The 19,416-nt window shown below is 34.9% G+C and carries 21 protein-coding genes, 1 tRNA gene and 1 pseudogene; 4 read left to right on the forward strand and 19 right to left on the reverse strand.

Going from position 1 to position 19,416, the window contains the following annotated elements; genetic code table 11:
- Positions 1-187: 187 nt before the first annotated feature.
- The 8 genes from serB to QLS65_RS02015 form a co-directional block, all read right to left on the reverse strand.
- Positions 188-1,426: a phosphoserine phosphatase SerB gene (gene serB, locus QLS65_RS01980; RefSeq protein ID WP_121342823.1), complete on the reverse strand. Its 1,239-nt coding sequence runs from the start codon at positions 1,424-1,426 to the stop codon at positions 188-190.
- Between the two features lie 193 nt (positions 1,427-1,619).
- Positions 1,620-2,054 carry a VOC family protein gene (locus QLS65_RS01985; protein WP_282714900.1) on the reverse strand — a complete coding sequence of 145 codons (435 nt, stop codon included), beginning with the start codon at positions 2,052-2,054 and terminating at the stop codon, positions 1,620-1,622.
- Between the two features lie 24 nt (positions 2,055-2,078).
- On the reverse strand, positions 2,079-2,519 hold the full coding sequence (locus QLS65_RS01990; RefSeq protein ID WP_282714902.1) for an SRPBCC family protein: 441 nt from the start codon (positions 2,517-2,519) through the stop codon (positions 2,079-2,081).
- A 29-nt stretch (positions 2,520-2,548) separates the two neighbouring features.
- Positions 2,549-2,962, reverse strand: a complete 414-nt coding sequence (locus QLS65_RS01995; protein ID WP_282714904.1) for a VOC family protein — start codon at positions 2,960-2,962, stop codon at positions 2,549-2,551.
- A gap of 11 nt (positions 2,963-2,973) precedes the next feature.
- Positions 2,974-3,384 (reverse strand): SRPBCC family protein, encoded by a 411-nt coding sequence (locus QLS65_RS02000; RefSeq protein ID WP_282714906.1) that lies wholly within the window; start codon positions 3,382-3,384, stop codon positions 2,974-2,976.
- A gap of 173 nt (positions 3,385-3,557) precedes the next feature.
- Positions 3,558-4,790, reverse strand: a complete 1,233-nt coding sequence (gene clpX, locus QLS65_RS02005; protein WP_099714373.1) for an ATP-dependent Clp protease ATP-binding subunit ClpX — start codon at positions 4,788-4,790, stop codon at positions 3,558-3,560.
- Positions 4,791-4,876: 86 nt separating this feature from the next.
- The gene (gene clpP, locus QLS65_RS02010; protein ID WP_039108847.1) at positions 4,877-5,551 is read right to left on the reverse strand and encodes an ATP-dependent Clp endopeptidase proteolytic subunit ClpP; all 675 of its coding nucleotides are present in this window, start codon (positions 5,549-5,551) and stop codon (positions 4,877-4,879) included.
- Positions 5,552-5,948: 397 nt separating this feature from the next.
- On the reverse strand, positions 5,949-7,274 hold the full coding sequence (locus QLS65_RS02015; protein ID WP_282714909.1) for a trigger factor: 1,326 nt from the start codon (positions 7,272-7,274) through the stop codon (positions 5,949-5,951).
- 603 nt (positions 7,275-7,877) lie between these two features.
- Between QLS65_RS02015 and QLS65_RS02020 the strand changes: the two genes are divergently transcribed.
- Genes QLS65_RS02020 through QLS65_RS02030 form a run of 3 tightly spaced genes read left to right on the forward strand, consistent with a single transcriptional unit; the run spans position 7,878 to position 9,510 of the window.
- On the forward strand, positions 7,878-8,309 hold the full coding sequence (locus QLS65_RS02020) for a hypothetical protein (RefSeq protein WP_282714911.1): 432 nt from the start codon (positions 7,878-7,880) through the stop codon (positions 8,307-8,309).
- The gene (locus QLS65_RS02025; RefSeq protein ID WP_282714913.1) at positions 8,310-9,224 is read left to right on the forward strand and encodes a hypothetical protein; all 915 of its coding nucleotides are present in this window, start codon (positions 8,310-8,312) and stop codon (positions 9,222-9,224) included.
- 1 nt (position 9,225) lies between these two features.
- Positions 9,226-9,510, forward strand: coding sequence for an STAS-like domain-containing protein (locus QLS65_RS02030; RefSeq protein ID WP_282714915.1), 285 nt, complete (start codon positions 9,226-9,228; stop codon positions 9,508-9,510).
- A 220-nt stretch (positions 9,511-9,730) separates the two neighbouring features.
- On the opposite strand, the gene QLS65_RS02035 is transcribed toward QLS65_RS02030, so the two are convergent.
- The 4 genes from QLS65_RS02035 to QLS65_RS02050 all read right to left on the reverse strand — a co-directional run bounded on the left by QLS65_RS02035 (position 9,731) and on the right by QLS65_RS02050 (position 11,232).
- A complete protein-coding gene (locus QLS65_RS02035) occupies positions 9,731-10,108 on the reverse strand; it encodes a hypothetical protein (RefSeq protein ID WP_282714917.1) in 378 nt (125 codons plus the stop codon).
- A 45-nt stretch (positions 10,109-10,153) separates the two neighbouring features.
- Complete coding sequence (locus QLS65_RS02040) at positions 10,154-10,327, reverse strand: hypothetical protein (RefSeq protein WP_199716384.1); 174 nt, start codon at positions 10,325-10,327, stop codon at positions 10,154-10,156.
- Between the two features lie 253 nt (positions 10,328-10,580).
- A tRNA-Glu gene (locus QLS65_RS02045) sits at positions 10,581-10,652 on the reverse strand.
- Between the two features lie 229 nt (positions 10,653-10,881).
- On the reverse strand, positions 10,882-11,232 hold the full coding sequence (locus QLS65_RS02050) for a hypothetical protein (protein WP_282714921.1): 351 nt from the start codon (positions 11,230-11,232) through the stop codon (positions 10,882-10,884).
- Positions 11,233-11,382: 150 nt separating this feature from the next.
- Here QLS65_RS02050 and QLS65_RS02055 point away from each other — a divergent pair, with 150 nt between their 5' ends.
- Positions 11,383-11,562, forward strand: a complete 180-nt coding sequence (locus tag QLS65_RS02055) for a hypothetical protein (RefSeq protein WP_091165592.1) — start codon at positions 11,383-11,385, stop codon at positions 11,560-11,562.
- A gap of 135 nt (positions 11,563-11,697) precedes the next feature.
- Here QLS65_RS02055 and QLS65_RS02060 read toward each other — a convergent pair whose 3' ends face one another.
- The 7 genes and pseudogenes from QLS65_RS02060 to QLS65_RS02090 form a co-directional block, all read right to left on the reverse strand.
- Entirely contained in the window at positions 11,698-12,516 is an 819-nt protein-coding gene (locus QLS65_RS02060; protein WP_282714923.1) for an MOSC domain-containing protein, read from the reverse strand.
- A gap of 45 nt (positions 12,517-12,561) precedes the next feature.
- The gene (locus QLS65_RS02065; protein ID WP_282714925.1) at positions 12,562-14,799 is read right to left on the reverse strand and encodes a multicopper oxidase family protein; all 2,238 of its coding nucleotides are present in this window, start codon (positions 14,797-14,799) and stop codon (positions 12,562-12,564) included.
- A gap of 4 nt (positions 14,800-14,803) precedes the next feature.
- Positions 14,804-15,673: a DUF2911 domain-containing protein gene (locus QLS65_RS02070; RefSeq protein ID WP_282710791.1), complete on the reverse strand. Its 870-nt coding sequence runs from the start codon at positions 15,671-15,673 to the stop codon at positions 14,804-14,806.
- A 33-nt stretch (positions 15,674-15,706) separates the two neighbouring features.
- A complete protein-coding gene (locus QLS65_RS02075; protein WP_282711268.1) occupies positions 15,707-15,943 on the reverse strand; it encodes a GDCCVxC domain-containing (seleno)protein in 237 nt (78 codons plus the stop codon).
- A 33-nt stretch (positions 15,944-15,976) separates the two neighbouring features.
- Positions 15,977-16,306 (reverse strand): annotated as a pseudogene (locus QLS65_RS02080) (MerC domain-containing protein); the annotation flags it as partial.
- Between the two features lies 1 nt (position 16,307).
- Positions 16,308-18,842, reverse strand: a complete 2,535-nt coding sequence (locus QLS65_RS02085; RefSeq protein WP_282714927.1) for a heavy metal translocating P-type ATPase — start codon at positions 18,840-18,842, stop codon at positions 16,308-16,310.
- A 58-nt stretch (positions 18,843-18,900) separates the two neighbouring features.
- Positions 18,901-19,350, reverse strand: coding sequence for a heavy metal-binding domain-containing protein (locus QLS65_RS02090; RefSeq protein ID WP_282710793.1), 450 nt, complete (start codon positions 19,348-19,350; stop codon positions 18,901-18,903).
- Positions 19,351-19,416: the final 66 nt, after the last annotated feature.

Below are 19,416 nucleotides of genomic sequence, written 5' to 3' on the forward strand. Positions count from 1 at the left end.
TTGATTACACTTTTTATAATAAGTTCCTGTGGACCGCACAGAATGAGTTGTGGAGCCAGAGGAATCTGAAAATCTCCCGACCAACAAACATGACTAAAACCTGAAAAAGGGTTTACCGTTAAAGCATAAAAAAGGCTGTCAGAAAATCACTTTTCGGACAGCCTTTTTTTATAATTATTGGAATCTTTTATTCCTCCTCCATCATATCAATATGTCTGTCGTGATACCCTAACAGGTATAAAACACCATCGAGTCCTAAACTGGAAATAGAACTTTCTGCTTTTTCTTTTACCGTAGGTTTGGCATGAAAAGCAATTCCTAAACCGGCTAAATTCAACATTGGTAAATCATTGGCTCCATCACCCACAGCAATAGTTTGATTGATGTGAATGCCTTCTTTTAATGCTATGGCTTTTAGATATTCTGCTTTCTTTTTACCATCGACAATTTCGCCTATATAGTTGCCCGTTAATTTACCGTCTTTAATTTCCAATTCATTGGCGTGAACGTAATCAATTCCTAGTTCTTTTTGCAAATAATGACCAAAATAGGTAAATCCACCTGATAAAATAGCAGTTTTATAGCCGTAATATTTCAAGGCCTTCATCAAGCGATGCGCTCCTTTTGTTATAGGCAGATTTTCAGCAACGCTTTGCAGTACCTCTTCACTCAAACCTTCTAACAAAGCCATACGTTGTTTGAAACTTTCGCTAAAATCAATTTCTCCATTCATCGCTGCTTCCGTGATGGCTTTTACTTGCTCACCCACACCCGCTAACTCAGCCAATTCATCAATTACTTCCGTTTGTATCAAGGTCGAATCCATATCAAAACACACCAAACGCCTGTTTCTTCTATACATATTGTCTTCTTGAAAAGAAATATCCACATCCAATGTTCTGGAAATCTCCATAAAACTAGCCGTCATGAACGTTTTATCGACAATCGTTCCCGTTACCGATAATTGTATGCATGAACGGGGAAACTCTTCTTTATCAATGATAGAAACCCTACCCGTTAATCTTTTGATAGCGTCAATATTTAAATTTTGATTGGACAAAATTCTAGTCACAGCCGCTAATTGTACCGCTGTTAATGTTTCTCCCAAAACATTGATGATATAGCGTTGTTTGCGTTGTGCTTTTACCCAAATTTCGTAATCAGCAATAGAAATCGGAATAAACTTAACTTTAACACCTAATTCATAGGCTTTAAACAATAAATCTTTTAAAACAGGTCCAGAGGAAGACCCCGCTTTTATTTCAAATAAAATACCTAAAGATAGCGTATCATGAATATCTGCTTGTCCAATATCTAAAATAATGGCATCATAAGTCGCCAAGATGGATGTTAAACCAGCTGTTACCCCTGGTTTATCCTGACCAGAAACTTTTAATAAAATAACCTCTATGTCTTGTACCTGCATTTTATAATTATTTGATTTAGAATGGACAAAAATCGTCAATCTGACGTTGATAAAAAAAAATAATGTTCCTTTTTTTAAACAATAACAAATAGTTTAAATTACCTATAAAAAAACCTGTCCAAATGAATGAACAGGTTTATTTTTATGAGAAAAACGCAATCCAAGAGTACGCCCGAATTTGTTTTAACGCTAATTATTTTTCATTTTCGTCAAAATTCACCATCCAATTGATTCCAAATTTATCAGCAAACATTCCAAAATAAGCACCCCAAAAGGTTTGATTCATTGGCATGGTAACCGTTCCTCCTGCCGAAAGTCCGTTAAACAATTTATCCGCCTCTTCTTTACTCGCAGTATTAATTGAAAGTGAAATATTTTGTCCAAAAGCAACTTCGCCACTTGCCGAATTACTGTCGCTTCCCATCAGGATTGTCCCGTCACCGATAGGTAAAGTAACATGCATAATCTTATTGCCTTCCGCTTCAGAAAGCACGGGATTCCCTTCTGCCGACGGCATGTCTTTAAATTTTCCAATATAAGGGAATTCCCCACCAAATACTGATTTATAAAATAGAAATGCTTCTTCGCAGTTTCCATTAAAAACTAAGTACGGATTAATTGCTGCCATGATTGTGATTTTTAAATTAATATATTATTTTTCTTCTGAAAGTTTCTTTACCAAATCTAATGCTTTTGGCCATGTCGTTTTGAAATAATCGATATACTTTTCGACTGCATCCATTTTTGCTTCTAAAACAGTAACTCCATTGTCTTCGGTCAAACGGTACATTTCCATGGCACCCGTCCATTCTTGAGTCGCATCATCAACAGGCATTTCCTGAAATTTTTTGATTTCACTCAAATGTTTAAAAGCCATGTATTCATTATCAATTTTCTTGAAAATAATGCTGTTCATCCCGTCCCCGTTTGGAGATAAAAAATGAATTTTACTGCCTTCTTTCCAATCGCTTTCTGCATAAGACCCCTCACAAAAAATGGAGGTCCATTGTTTGTATGTTTCTTCATTCCATAAAACGTCCCAAACTTTTTCTTTGGGAGCATTTATCTCGATTTTAAATTCCAGTGTTGTCATTTTGTTTGTTTTTTAAATTGACTTAAATCCTACTGTTTGGGCATTTTACTAAAATCCATGTATAACATATTCCAGCGATGCCCGTCTAAATCCGCAAACCCACAGCCGTACATCCACCCTTGAATTTCGGCTGGCTTGTCAAAAACTATACCTCCGGCTTCTTCTACTTTCTTGGCGAATTCATCCACTTCCTCCCTGCTTTCTGCATCAATTGAAATTAATACTTCAGAACTTGATTGTGTATCTGTAATTTTATTTCGCACAAAACCTTCAAATACCGCTTCCTCAAAAAGCATGACTGCAAAATGAGTAGTTCCAACTGACAAGCATGTTGATTGCGGAGTAGCGTATTGTTCATTAAAAGAAAAACCTATTTTAGCGAAAAATGCTTTTGATCTCGCCACCTCTTTTACCGGCAAATTAAGCCATATTTGCTTTGTCATTTTGTACGTTTTTAAAGGGTTGCATTTTCAACATATTTTTTAAAATTATCCAAAATTGCCTGCCAGCCATTTTTCTGCATTTCTTCAGGATTTACTGTTTCCGGATCAAAACTTTCTATTACTTTTATGCCTTCTGCATCTTTTTCAAAAACAATTTTCACTTTTCTCCCATCAGCCATTTCGTATTCTATTAAAGAAGGATTCACCACATTAGTATAAACTCCTTCGAAATCAAAACGCATTGTACCGTCTGTTGAAGCCATAGTGTATTTAAATTTTCCACCCACTTTCAAGTCATTTTCCGCAAAAGGAGTATGCCAATCCTCTGAGGCATTGTTCCACATCATGACATGTTCCGGAGCAGTCCATAATTCCCAGACTTTCTCCATTGAAGCGTTTATTGTGCTTTGTACTGTTATCATTTAAAGTTCCTTTTTTTAATTTCCGACTATAAATTTACAAAATATTTAAAGTCGGTTCTCTTTTATAATCAACAATATAACTTTAAAATAATCCATAAAAAAACCTGTTCAAATGAATGAACAGGTTTAGTATTTTTAGAAAAGATTACAATTAATCTTTATCAGAATTCAAATTACGAAGCAATTTCCAAACGTTTCAATAAATTTTTATTCAACGTTTCTTTGGCATATTCTCTGTCAATTTCTAAGATTTTATCATCAGAACTTGGCAATTCATACATCGCATCAGTTAAGATGGCTTCACATAAAGAACGCAATCCACGAGCACCTAATTTATATTCTAATGCTTTATCCACAATAAAATCTAAGGCTTCGTCTGTGATGGTAAAAGTTACCTCATCCATCAAAAACAATTTTTCGTATTGTTTGATTAACGCATTTTTAGGTTGTGTCAATATCGCACGCAAGGTTTCTCTGTCTAAAGGATCCATGTGTGTCAATACTGGCAAACGACCAATAATCTCCGGAATCAATCCAAAATCTTTGATGTCTTTTGGGATAATGTATTGCAACAAATTGTCTTTGTCAATATTATCCACATTTTTTGAAGTCGAATAACCTACAGCCTGACGGTTCAATCGTTTCGAAATAATTCTTTCGATTCCGTCAAAAGCACCACCGGCAATAAACAAAATGTTTTGTGTATTGACCTCAACAAATTTTTGGTCCGGGTGCTTGCGTCCTCCTTTTGGTGGCACATTCACAACCGTTCCTTCCAATAATTTCAATAATGCTTGTTGCACCCCTTCACCGGAAACGTCACGCGTAATAGACGGATTGTCACTTTTACGAGCAATTTTATCTATTTCGTCAATGAATACAATTCCGCGTTCCGCTTTGGCAACATCATAATCAGCAGCTTGCAAAAGACGCGTCAAAATACTTTCGACATCTTCTCCTACATAACCTGCTTCAGTTAATACCGTTGCATCAACAATAGCCAAAGGTACATCCAACATTTTTGCAATGGTTTTAGCCACCAATGTTTTTCCTGTTCCTGTTTGTCCCACCATGATGATGTTACTTTTTTCAATCTCAACCTCATCGTCTAATTGCTGTTGCATCAAACGTTTGTAGTGATTGTAAACTGCAACCGACATTACTTTTTTAGTTTGGTCTTGTCCAATTACATATTGATCTAAGAACGCTCTGATTTCTTTTGGTTTTTTCAAAATCAAATCTCCAACCAGTTTTGAACTCCCGCTGGATTTTAATTCCTCTAAAACAATTCCGTGTGCTTGTTCGATACATTTATCACAAATATGTGCATTGATACCAGCAATCAATAAATTGGTCTCTGGCTTCTTTCTTCCACAAAACGAACACTCTAATACTACTTTTGCCATTCTTTTTTTGTTTAAAGTTTAAAAAGTTTAAAGTTTAAAGTTCCCGCAGCAACCTTAAACCTCAAACCTTAAACTTGTAACTATTTTTATCCTCTTATTAAAACTTCATCAATCATTCCGTATGCTTTTGCTTCTTCGGCAATCATCCAATAATCACGCTCGCTGTCATTGTGTACTTTCTCGAAAGTTTGTCCAGAGTGGTGAGAGATAATTTTGTATAACTCATCTTTCAGTTTCAACATTTCGCGTAAGTTGATTTCCATATCTGTTGCTACTCCTTGAGCTCCACCTGATGGTTGGTGAATCATTACTCTTGAATGTGGCAATGCCGAACGTTTCCCTGCTGCTCCTGCACATAAAAGCACTGCTCCCATAGAAGCTGCCATTCCTGTACAAATAGTTGCTACATCTGGTTTGATGTATTGCATGGTGTCATAAATCCCTAATCCTGCGTAAACGCTTCCTCCTGGAGAATTCAAATAAATTTGAATATCCTTAGAAGCATCAGCGCTTTCAAGGAACAATAACTGTGCTTGAACGATGTTTGCGATTTGGTCATCAATTCCTGTTCCAAGGAAAATAATTCTGTCCATCATCAATCTGGAGAAAACGTCTAATTGTGAAATATTCAACTGACGTTCTTCAATGATATATGGAGTCATGTTTTTAGGAGTCATTGCGCCTACGATTTTATCGTAATACATGGAGTTTACGCCGTGGTCCTTTGTAGCAAATTTTTTAAATTCTTTACCGTAGTTCATATTTTTTTGTTCTAAGTTTTACGTAATATCTTGTGATTCGATTTAATGCAAAGGTCATACCTATTTACAAATGATGTCAATATGTCTTATTTTTAGCCCAGATGGGAGTAAAAAGCTTTTTGAATTCCGTTTTTTAGTTTTTTTATTCTTGCAAAGCGACTGGAAGAAGCTCTTGCAGGAATTTAAAAAACAGAAACGGAAGAAAAAACTTGAAACGTACAGCTGGATTAGCTCCTGAAATTAATTCAAACAAAAGAGCGCCAAAAAATATTTTTTCTGACGCTCAAATATAACTATTTTTTATTGTTTCGTATCTGTAATCAAATCATAAAATTTTAATAATCACTTGCGCTCTTAGGGCTTTTGACTTTATGACTTTTGACTTTACGACAATACTTTATTCTCCGTAAGAAGCAGCAATAAATTCTTCGTAAGTCACTTCTTTAGTAGTAGGATTTGCTTTCTCTTTGAACAATTCCAATAATTTCTCAGCAACAACTTGGTCAGAAAGTCTTTTTACTTCGTCTTGGTTAGACAAAACTCTAGCTACAATTCCTTGAACTTCTTCGTCAGTAGGATTTGTTTGCCCGAATTGCGCCATTTGTTGACGGATATTTTTTGTAGTGAATGATTTCAAGTCTTCGAAAGTGATTTTGATGTCAGACTGAGCCATTGCTCTACCTTCGATCAATTGAAAACGCAATCCTTTTTCAGAACGTGCATATTCCACTTCAGCTTCCTCAGGGGATAATTTTTTCTCACCAACAGTTTGCAACCATTTTTTAAGGAATTCAGCTGGTAAATCAAATTTTGTGCTTTCGATTAAGAACTCAGTTACATCACCTAATAATTTTTGGTCAGCTTGTTGTGCAAATTGAGTTTCAGCATCTTCTTTGATTTTAGCTTTCAATTCTTCTAGAGAAGAAACTGCTCCAGCTCCAAACAATTTGTCGAACAATTCTTGGTTCAATTCTGCTAATTCAGCAGTGTTGATTGCTTCGATTGTGAAGTTTACATCAACATCTAAACCGTGAACGTCATCATGACTTACTTTCATCACGTCCATCAATTGGTGGTCGTCTTCAAATAAACCTTTCGTATTTACAGTCACTACATCACCTACTTTTTTACCAATGAACAAGTCAAAAGTCGCTTTGTCTTTGAAAAGATCAGCAGCAATAGTAGTAGCGTTATTAATTCCTTTTTCTTCGTTAGTGAATGTTCCTGTTACATCTGAATCTGCAGCAACAACCTCTTGAGGAATTGCAGTTCCAAATTGTTTTTGGATTCTTTCCACTTGACCGTCGATTAATTTATCGTCAGCAGTAACCACATATTTTACGATGTCGTTTTTAGCATCTAAGTCTAAAGTGAAGTTTGGAACCAATCCAATTTCATATTCAAAAACCAATTCTTCAGCATCCCAAGAAAAATCTTCGTTTACTTTAGGAAGTGGCGTTCCAAGAAGGTTTAATCTTTCAGATTGTACGAAACGCTCTAGAGCCAAATCAACAACTTTCTGAACTTCTTCTTGTTTAATCCCTTTACCGTATTGTTTTTCAACAAGATCTTTAGGCACCGCTCCTTTTCTAAATCCCTTAACAGTTGCCAAAGGCATTTTTTCGTTTATTCTTTTTGCAACTTGTCCTTTGTAATCCATGTGAACAACAGTCATTACAATTGTTTCATTCACAGCGTCTATTGCTACTCTTTTGATATCCATCTTCTTCTTTAATTTACATAATAAAATTGGGTTGCAAAATTATAAAATTTTTGCAACCCAAACAAGCTTTTTATTCACGATCCCGAAGCTTCGGGACGGGATTGAATTTTAGGCTGTTATTTGACAAAATCACAGGCTGGAAAGGAAAATAATTTGGGCGTGTCCCTGCAGATTGCATCGTCGTTCCTCCTTGCAACTTTGGGTCTGGCTGTTCGTTACAATCTTTTATTGCGCTGCGCTTCATAAAAGGATTTTCACTGCCATCCTTCACGCTAAACTCAGATTAACAAGACGAACCTATTAAACCTCGGATTCAATTTTATAAGTTTATTTTAAATATATTTGAAAAACAGCAACTAAACAAAGCTTCGCTAATCCAACCCACATTAAGGCGTAAATAAACTAATTTGTACCTGACGTAAATAAGATTTATGAATCCTTAAAAAAAATTCCTTTAAAACTATACAGACAATTAAGTCTATCTATCGGCTTTTATGATTTTTAAATTAAATAAAAATAACAAATAAATTCTGACTTATAATCATTTTATTAAATCTAAAATATTAAATTTGTTTGTTTTATAAAAAACTTAAAGTTTTTAAAATGATAGATGAAATATCAAAATACACTATAGATATGTTAACCCCTGCCTCTATTTTTCAAATTTTATCAAATGCTATTTTATCTGGTGGAATATTTTATTGGATACAAAGAAAACATAAAATAAATGATGACTTTATTATAGAAAAAAATAAATGTGTTGCTCAAAAACATATTACTTGTGAATCTGAAATTTTTGATATTATGATTACAGTAAATTCACAATATGATATTAATAGTGATGTTTTAGTTGAGTTATCAAACAATATAAATAAATTAAGAATGATTAATTATTTATACATTTCCGAAAGTTTACTTAAAGTAAGTAGCGAGTTTTCTGATTATTTATTATTGGTTTCCGCGGATAATCTTCAAAGAAACAAATTTACCGAAGATAAATTAATTAAGAAATTTAAATCTGAATTTAAAAAATAGATGCCAAAAATTGAGGTAAATGGTAAATATGATGAAAATAATATAAGCCAATTAATAGGTAAATTAAATTTTATATTTGATTTAAAAAATAAAAAAGTTAACGATTACAATTTTTCAATAAATATTAATACTGAAGATTTCACTTCAATAGCTTCATTAGTTATTTATAAATCATTAGCTTATGCTATAGATGAGTTTTGTTTACTAAATCCATCTGTTAATAAAGAAACTTTTACAGATTTATTTGCTAAGTATCATCTTCAAGAATTAATGCTAGCATATTTATATGAAAAAGATAGAGATAAAATATATGCTAATATAAAACCTGTTGTTAAAAACGATTTTTTTATTGCACCTCACCCTATAAGCAGAGTAGATTTTAAAAATTTAGATGACATTGAAGCTAAATATTATAAAACTATTAAAGACTACTATAAAAATTCTAATGATGGAATTGTAGATTGTATTAAAACGTGTATTGTAGAGATTTCCTCAAATTTTCATTACCATGCAACTGACAAAAAATCAATTTTAATGGCAGAGGGAAATGCTAATAGAATCGAAATAATTTCTGTAGACACTTCAGAAGGTATTATTGGAACAATGAAAAAAGAGTATAAAAACGTGACAGATAAAGATTTGATATTAAATGCATTTAAAAGAAGAGTTTCGTCAAAAATAAATAAAGGACATTGTGGAACTGGTTTATGGCTGGTAAATGAAATGGTCACCAAACTTAAAGGAAAGTTAATTTTACATACTGGTGGTTATATTTATAGAAATATTCAAGGAAAAGTAACTATCTTTGCATCAAGTAAGTGGAAAGGAACAGTTTTATATGTTAAAATCCCAATCAGCAATGATATGGATAATTTAATAGAAGATCTTTTTACTAACGAAAAAAAATATATATAAAATGGAACTAATACTTTCAAATTACGGAGCTGTTATAGCAACTGATCCTAAAAGTGAAGAGATCTATAATAAAATAAAATCTGCATTAAAAAATAATGAAGAAATTATTATAGATGCTAAAGATGTCACTATTTCAACAAAATCAGCTAGATTAATATTCGGAAGATTATATAGAGAATTAAAAGATCTTTTTATAGAAAAAATAAAATTTAAAAATAATTCTTCTTTATTTACTTTTTCTGTAAACGAAGGAATATCTACTGAATTAGAAAGCATTAAAAAATAAACTATAATCACAAAACAATAAAAAGCTTACACGAAAGTGTAGGCTTTTTTTTTGAAGGAATAGCCCAGCTCCGCAAAGTGTTCTTTAAAAGAAAAAATTTATCATTAATGCTGCGCAAATGTCTCTGACTTTTCTCTACATAAAAATGCCTCCAAATAGCTTTTGACTTTTTTGGAGGCATTTCATTTTAACCAATAAAAATTGCTTTTTTTTAAAGCGATCAGTTGAACTGTGCAGCCACATATTCAATTAAACTTTCATCATCCATTTTATTAGAAGTACTTTCTTTAGTCGCAACATTTTTATACTGTGGAGTCTCATTCAAATATTTAATAAATTGTTCTTGAGCAGTACCAGTTCCTGTTACATGCAATTCATCAACATTTTGCATATGAGCCGTAATGTTTTTGAATAGTTTATGAAGTAAATCTCTTTCAGCATTGTTTGCTACGTTTTCGCTTGAATTACGACCTTGTCCGTCAACTTTTTCGTGACCTAATATTACGAACTCACCTGAATCTACATTTTCTCTTCCTACAATAGTTGCATGATGTAAATCCATCCAAACACCAAATTGTTTTTTGTTTTTTTCTGACATTATTATATGTTTTTATATTAATACTTGTTTCTCATCCTAGCATATTTAAACTCCTTTTACAGTTGTTCCTACTGCCAAAACAAAGAAACCAACAAGCAATAGTGTGTAATTATGTTCTGTTAAAACTTGAACATCTATGAAATGTCCAATAATTCCAAGTATACCGCAAATCAATCCTATAATCCAAGTTATTTTCTTTGGTGCTGAGGGGTTATTCATGTAAATAGTTTTAAATGATGGTTCAAATAATTTGTTACTAAGAAGCAAAAATACCCCTATACATTGGCAAAAATGTAATACAATTTTTAGCAATAATTGTATAATTCACGCATTTTCAATGAACAAGCTGCGCAATCGTCTCTTTGCGCCCACAATAAAGAGCGAATAATACAAAAAGAACAGCCAAATCCAATAACAAAAAAAGCCTCGAAAAATAATTTTCGAGGCTTTTTAAGATTGTAATTTAGAATTGTAGCCCGTAGCGGAATCGAACCGCTCTTACATGGATGAAAACCATGCGTCCTAACCGATAGACGAACGGGCCTTGTTTTTCTATTTCGGGTGCAAAAATAGCACTATTTTTGAGATGCTCAAAGCCAAACCCAAAAACCTTCAAATAAAAACAGCTTGTATTGAACTTGTAAATTGTAATCAATTCAGAACTAACAGCTACCACAAATAAGTTTTTTTTAAAACAAGCTGATTTTTCAAGAACAAATCTAAACTCTAATGAAAGACAACGCTTGTAAACACAAATAATAAAAAAATAGTCCTTAATTCAACGTTACTTTTGTACTTTTGAAAGTTTTAATTAAAACTAAATAGATTGACAAAGTATCTAAAATATCTCCTTTCTCTCTTTCTGGCTTTTGGCCTGATGGTGAATGATGGTACTTTAGATTCTCCATCAAATTCAGCAGATTATTACCAATTCTCGAACGTAATTCTAAGAAGAGAATTAAACCATAAGCGTTCGAAATTATACGTGTTCCATCAGACAAATCCGTCTGAAAAAACGGCATTCTTATTTCACTTAATTTATCTCCAATTTCAAGATAGTTACGCTCTTCAAATTCCAGTTCTTCTAAAATTACAAACGCTGCTTTATCAAAAAGTATGTTCATTTACATCTCAATACATTTTTATAAATGAGATGATTACTTCCCGAAATTCCTATAAAAGTTTATACACAGCCTAGAAAATTCTTTCTACGCATTTATGCAATTCCATGCATAAAGAGGATACCAAATGTCTAATCATTTATCATTTACAAAATGTATAAACACAAAACTAAAACACGTTTAGAGGAATCTAAACGCCCTATTCATTGGGCAAAAAGAAAAATTATGCTAATTATTACCGCCTTTATGATCGGGATGTCAAACGGAATGAATGTGGGAGACCATACGATTCACGGAAATCAAAATCATACGGAACAACATAAAAAAGATTGATTTGATTGCTTGTACATACGTTGCAACACACAACTATAAACGAGAATAGTATTAAAAGTCGGGTTGCGCTACGGCGTCTCCCGACTTTTTTAGCTATTTCAAAAAGCTATAAATTTGAGTAAGAAATTAGGAAACTTAAATAGAAATCAAAACAGCAATAGCATCACCAACAGCAACAAGACCAGTTCCAGAACCTATCAAGTTTTGCCCAAACAACACGCTATTCCCTACTGTTCTGTATTTTGCCAAAGTCCGTAAAGGATCTTTTCCTGAGGTTACTCCTTTTTCTTGGTCAATAGTTGTCATTACACATCTTCCGCAAGGTTTTACGCCAAAAAAAGTTAGTTCACCTATTGTAAATTCTTTCCAAGATTCCTCTTCATAAGCGTCACCGCCTGTACAAACAAAATTAGGTCGAAACCGATTCATAGGCAATGCTTCCTTCATACGCGAATTCAAATCATCCAATGACGATTGACCAATCAACAAAAAAGGATAGCCATCCGAAAAAGAATTAATATCAGCCTCCGTAACGGCATATTTAGCCTCTACTTTTCGGTGACTTTCTTCGGGCATGTAAACCAAACGAGCCGAAAATCCCAATATTCGGGAAAACCAATCTGAAATAACCGAATCGACTTCATACGCCTGAATGGAGTCCTCCCAAACCATCACATCAATTTTAGTTTTGGTCTCCGAAAAAGATTGATGCAACGGAAGTTGTATTGTTTCTAATTGTACGCGATGTGTAATATTCAGAAAATCCCCTGCAATTTCAGGTTGAAAAAGAGCTAATTCCGAATGTTCCCTTTGCGACAGAAACAATCCGTTTTCATCAATCAACAACCAACGGCGGTCGTGTTCCAAACCACGATCGGTCACTTGAGCTTCTTGCAATTTAATTCCACCTAATGATTTTACAGGATAAATCCAGATTTCTGAAAGTTGTACCATAGCACTATATTTTTTCCAAAATTACAAAAACAAAGTATTCCGTTTTTAATAATTCAAACTCAATCCAAAACCCATTCCCATATCACTGTCGTAATGCGTGGTAATTCCGAAATTTCTCTTGACAATATAGCGCAAACCCGCCATGTATTCTTTGTCCGTATTCCACATTAAATTCATGCGCAATCTTTTGGAAACCGGAATATCCATGCGTTCAAATTGCAATCTGAAATTCCCGTCTGTAAATACTTCGGCTTGTGCTTTAATGAGCATCGGTAACGTATATTCGACTCCGGCACTGAAAACAGCGCGATTGTCTTTGGTATTGGCTTGACCAAAAAGATTCTCTTCCATTTCTCCCATTTCCATTTTTCGATACCTCCAATCAAAACCAATGAACGGCATCAGCCATTGCATTTTCCCGATGTAACGTCCAATGTGCGTTTCGGTTTCATACCCGTGGTGATTGGTGTAGCCCAAACGCCATTCGGTACCAATACTCCAACGTGTGTTTTGAATCATCAACATTCCATCGTTTCCATTGGTGGCAAAATCATTTTCGGCCATCACATGAAAAGCTCTGTCATCAGCAAACAATTTGCGTTGCGCTAATTTTGGATTTGGAATCAAAGGATTTGGCTCTTGATTTTCATAACTAAAAACCCTGCCCATTCCCGCCATCATGTGATAGAGAATGTGACAATGAAAAAACCAATCGCCTTTAACATTCGCATTAAACTCAATCGTATCCGTTTCCATCGGCATAATGTCAATGATGTTTTTCAGCGGTGCGTATGCCTCTTTTCCGTTCAGCACTCTAAAATCGTGTCCGTGTAAATGCATCGGGTGGCGCATCATGGAGCCATTGAAGAGTACAATTCGAACATTCTCTCCTTTTTTAATTAGAATTTTATCGGCTTCCGAAACTACTTTATTGTCCAGACTCCAAACATAGCGATTCATGTTTCCTGATAATTCAAACCGCAATTCTTTTACGGTTGCGTCAGTTGGCAAAGTTGTTTTCGTGGGTGATTTAAGCATCGCATAATTCAATGTCATGATATCCGAAAGTGCATTAGAATCGTACTGATTGTGATTGGCATGTTCATCATTTTTCTGACCTTCGACTTTCGACTTTTGGCTATTTCCAGTAATTTCAGGATACATCACCACATTCATGTCCATTTGATTCAACGACATTTGCATGCCCATATCATCTAAATTGCCATTCATTTTCATCATGCCGTTCATCATTTTCATCCCTTCAAAATACTTTAATTTTGGCAAAGGTGAAATCAGTTGCTTGATACCATCTCCTAAATACAACGAAGCCGATTTGGTTCGGTCCTCTGAAGTTACTAAAAACTCATACGCCGTTTTATCGGCAGGAATCGTTACAACAACATCATACGTTTCAGAAACAGCAACGATTAATCGGTCGACTTCAGCAGGCTCCACATCATTTCCATCACTGGCAACCACGGTGATTTTTCCTCCGGCATAATTCAACCAAAAATAGGTAGAAGCTCCACCATTGGAAATCCGCAATCGGACTTTATCTCCCGCCTTAAACTGCGAAAGCTGGCTTTCATTTTTCCCGTTGATCAGGAATTTATTGTAATACACATCACTTACATCCATGGCGTTCATTCGTTTCCATTCGTTGGTGACTTTTGTCTTGAAATGTCCCGCTTTTATAGCTTCAAAATAGCTTTGCGTAGTTCCTTTTTGAATCGCAAACCAGTCCGTCGCATTGTGTAGCATTCGATGCACATTTTCCGGTTTCATATCCGTCCATTCACTCAGAATAATTGGAACGGTTGGCAAATCATCAATTCCTTTTCTAAAGGTTGGATCATCCGATTTTTTATTCATTACAAAAGAACCATACATCCCAATTTGTTCCTGCAAACCCGTGTGACTGTGATACCAATGCGTTCCGTGCTGGATAATTGGGAACGTATATTTATGTGTAGTATGTGGTTTGATTGGCATTTGTGTCAAATTAGGCACGCCGTCTTCTTTATTGGGCAAAAATAATCCGTGCCAATGCAACGAAGTATCTTCATTTAATTCATTATGCACATAAATTTCGGCAATATCGCCTTCGGTAAATGTGAGTGTTGGCATGGGAATTTGTCCGTTTACGGCAATTGCTCTTTTGGGTTTATCACCAAAAGTGACAATCGTATCCCGAACATATAAATCGTAACGGACAATTTTTTGTGCATTTGCATTTAATGCAAAAAGTAATATTGTAATTATGATAATGATTTTATTTTTCATTTTCTTATTTTTTTAATAGTAATTCCAACGCTAAAATTTGTTTTTTCAATGCTTCTGCACTTTTCATTTTTTTTAATTCAGCTATCGATAAAGCTTTTTTTGCTGCTTCAATTGCATTAGGATAGTCTTTTAGTTCCGTAGCTATTTTTTGTCTTAAATTAGGATAATAAAAATTCTCTGGATCTAATTTCTCGGCTTCTAAAAGCCAAACTATTGCTTGCTTGGAATCTCTATTAGTACCGTAATAATAGTTTGCCGCTTGAAACAATAAATTAGCATCAAGGTTTTTTTCTTTAATGATGTTTTTATCTATTACTGCTAAAATAGTTTCATCTGCTTTACTTTTTAATGGAATTTTCATCATCGAATTTTCCCATATTATTTTTAGAAACCCTTCCCCTTTGCTGTTAATGTCATTTATCTCGATTGTAAATGTTTCATAAAAATTGGGTATGCTTTCTACTGGAACTGTAAAACGAAAAACATCTTTTTTGGCATCATATCCAGTTTCGCCATGTAATGTAGTATCTGTATTTACAATTATTGTCCACTCCTTTTTTGAAGGTATTGTTAATATTGAGTAACTACCCATTTTTAAAGTAGTATTTCCGAACACAATATCTTCATTAGTGGTTATTGAAGTACAATCACTGGCACCAGTTCGCCAGAGCTTTTCAAAAGGGACTAATTCCCCAAATATTTTTCTGCCTCTTGCTAGTGGTCTGCTGTAAGAAACTTTGATCATTGTGCTACCCAATTCTTGTTCAAATGATGCGGATGGACTTGCAGAAGTTAGTTTTATTTGAACTTTTTCTTGTGCCGAAATTACTAAAGCTTGTAAAATGAAGAAGTGTATTAGAATTACTTTTTTCATAGTTTTTGATTTTTAAATTGATTTTACTGTTTTTTAACAACATTTGTCTCCTGCCTGAATTGGTGGACATTTTACAGTTCCATAGCTACAATAAACACAGCAATCGCCTTGTTTAGGTCTTAAAACTGTTTTACAATTCTCGCATTCGTAAAAGAATTGACAAGCATCGGTAGGCATTATTTCGTCTTTTTTATAGCTGCAATTTGGACAAGTCAACGTTGATTTTAGTTCTACTGACTTACCGTTATAGATTGCGCAAGTATCGCACATACCGTGTAATTTATTTCTGTAATAATTAATTCCAGTTGCTAATAATAAACCAAACATCCCCATGTAAATAAAATAAGTATTGCTGTTAAAATAATACTCGTAATAAATTAATACAACCGATGGCATGGCAATTAATAGCGAAAAAATATTTCGATGCTTTTGATAAGAAATAATTAAACCTACAATAGAAATTAAAACCATGGAGAGAAATACCCACATTGTCCATCCTCCAAACAATTCAAAACTACCCAATCCAAATGTCGATGCTCCAAATGCAAAAAGTGGGAAACAACAAGGTGAAAAAAGCGCTGTCGTAAAGAGACCAATTGTCCCTAATTTATCTACATTATTTATTATTTTCATTTTAAAGTTTTAAATTTCGTAATCGCAACGCATTTGCAATTACGGAAACGGAGCTGAAACTCATCGCCAAAGCCGCAATCATTGGCGAAAGCAACACTCCAAAAAACGGATACAAAACGCCCGCAGCAATTGGAATTCCCAAGACATTATAGAAAAAGGCAAAGAATAAATTTTGCTTGATATTTTTCATCACGGCGTGACTTAAGTTTTTCGCTTTGACTATGCCTTGTAAATCACCTTTTACCAACGTTATTTTCGCGCTTTCAATAGCCACATCAGTTCCGGTTCCCATCGCAATTCCAATGTCGGCTTGCGCCAAAGCGGGAGCGTCGTTGATTCCGTCACCTGCCATAGCCACAATTTTCCCTTCGGATTGCAATCGTTTTATTTCTTTCAGCTTGTCTTCGGGCAAACAACTGGCTTTAAACGAACTTAAACTCAATTGTGTCGCCACTGCTTTTGCTGTATTTTCATTATCGCCCGTTAGCATAATCACCTCAACTCCTTGGCGCATAAGTTCTTTTATTGCTTCGACACTTGTTGCTTTTATGGCATCAGTTATCGATACAAATCCTACGGCGATTCCTTCCACTGAAATATAAGAAACCGTTTTTCCCAGTTTTTGTTCGGCTGTGATTTTATTTTCTAATTCATCCGAAACCGTGACATTCAACTGCTCCATCAATTTTTTATTACCGAGCGCCACTTTTTTGTTGGTTACTGTCCCAATGACTCCTTTGCCTGAAATAGCTTCAAAATCCTTGACTTCGATTAATGAAACTGCTTTCGCTTTCGCAAAATTGACTACGGCTTGCGCCAAAGGATGTTCGCTGTATTGATTTAAAGATGCAATGCTTTGCAACAAAGAATCTTCGTCATTATTTATTGCAAATACTTTTTCAACAGAAGGTTTTCCTTCCGTGATTGTTCCTGTTTTATCGGTAATCAGAACATTTACTTTGTTCATGTTTTCCAGTGCTTCGGCATTTTTTATCAAAACTCCCGATTGGGCTCCTTTCCCAACACCAACCATCACCGACATGGGTGTAGCCAATCCCAAAGCGCACGGACAGGCAATTATCAATACGGCAATCGCATTGATAAACCCATAAACCATTGCGGGTTCAGGACCAAATTGTGCCCAAACAAAAAAAGTAATTGCAGATACAAAAACCACAATTGGCACAAAATATTTAGCGATTTTATCCGCTAGCTTCTGAATCGGTGCTTTAGAACGACTGGCGGTATTGACCATTTGTATAATTTGCGAAAGCAAGGTTTCCGAACCTACTTTTTCAGCAATCATCACAAAGGACTTATTACTGTTTATCGTTCCGGAACTAATGCTGTCGCCTATTTTTTTATCAACAGGAATAGGTTCTCCCGTAATCATCGATTCATCAATGGTACTTTCGCCATCGGTAATTTTTCCATCCACCGGGATTTTATCTCCAGGTTTTACCCGCAATAAATCGCCTTTTTTGATGTCGTGAATCGAGATGACCGTATCTTTTCCATCGCGTACCAAAACGGCTTCGGTCGGCGCTAATTTCAACAATTCCTTTATCGCCCCACTTGTTTGGCTGTGTGCTCTGGCTTCTAACAATTGTCCTAATAAAACCAATGTTAATATGACTGTTGTTGCTTCAAAATAGAGTGAAACCGTTCCGTTGTGCGTTTTAAATTCATTGGGAAAAACAGCTGGAAAAAACATTCCGACTAAACTAAATAAAAACGCCACGCCTGTACCAATTCCGATAAGGGTAAACATATTGAGATTCCAAGTAACAATGGATTTCAAAGCGCGCTCAAAAAACATCCAACACGCATAAAAGACGACTGGAAGCGAGAGTATTAATTGCACCCAATTCCAGTTTTGTGTATCCATAATTTTCATTAATGGATTATTCGGAATCATATCTGACATGGCAATAATAAAAATAGGAACTGTACAGACTACCGCTATTTTCATTTTGCGCACCAAATCATTGTACACCTTATTTTCTTCAGAATCGGTAGGTTCCATTGGCACTAAATCCATCCCGCAAATGGGACACGAACCAGGACCGTCTTTGATAACTTCAGGATGCATGGGACACGTGTACATTGTTTTTGCGGCACTTAATTCTGGTACTTTTTCCAAATTCATTCCGCACACCGGGCAACTTCCCGGTTTATCATACACTTTTTCGCCCTCACAATGCATCGGGCAATAGTATTTTCCTTGCGCATTAGTGGGCAAAATTACGATTGGTTTCTCTTGTTGTTTATTCGAACTGCAACACGATTTCTCGATTGGCTTTTCGGTAGCGTGATGAGAATCAACCGCATTATTCATGGCAATTGTATAGTTTCCGGCTGCAGTTAAGGTCTCTTGTAATTTAGCCGTGGGAAGGTGCTCATCCATTGTTATCGTCGCTATTGGCGGATCCAAAGTAACTGTCGCATTAATTCCATCGATAGCATTCAATGTTTTTTCGACCTTAGAACGACAACCGTCGCAAGACATTCCAGTGATTGTATAGGTATGTTTCATAATGTTGAATTAAAAAAAATCGGTTCTATAAAAAGTATAGAACCGATTTTAAAAAATTTTAATGTTGATGATTCTCTTCTTTTCTGTCACTTTTTTTTGGAGTCATTTGCATACCACATTTGGGACATTTAGCTGGTTTATCACTCATTTCTTTCGGGTGCATTGGACAAGAATAGACCGGTTTCTGAACGTCCTGAGGAGTCATTTTCATTCCACATTTAGAGCATTTTCCTGGTTTATCAGCAGTTGTGCCGTCCATTTTGCAAACGTATTTTGTAACAACTTCTGTTTTTTTCCCTTTACCTGAGGTGTCGTGTTTTAGTGTTTTTACTAATTTCATTCCACATTTACTGCACTCTCCTTCTTTACTGCTCATCTCTTTTGGGTGCATGGGACACGAATACATTTCTTTATGCATTTCCTTTTGGGAAGATTTCACCGCTTCTTGAGCTGATGCCATTGAATTTACTGCTAAGAACACGCTTAGTACGATAATTAATGTTTTCATTTTTTCTATTATTAAAATATTAAACTAAAGATTCATTTCTACTGTTCAAAGGTACTCGACCTTATA

This window comes from Flavobacterium algoritolerans, from assembly GCF_030010385.1.
Classification (GTDB): Bacteria; Bacteroidota; Bacteroidia; order Flavobacteriales; family Flavobacteriaceae; genus Flavobacterium; species Flavobacterium algoritolerans.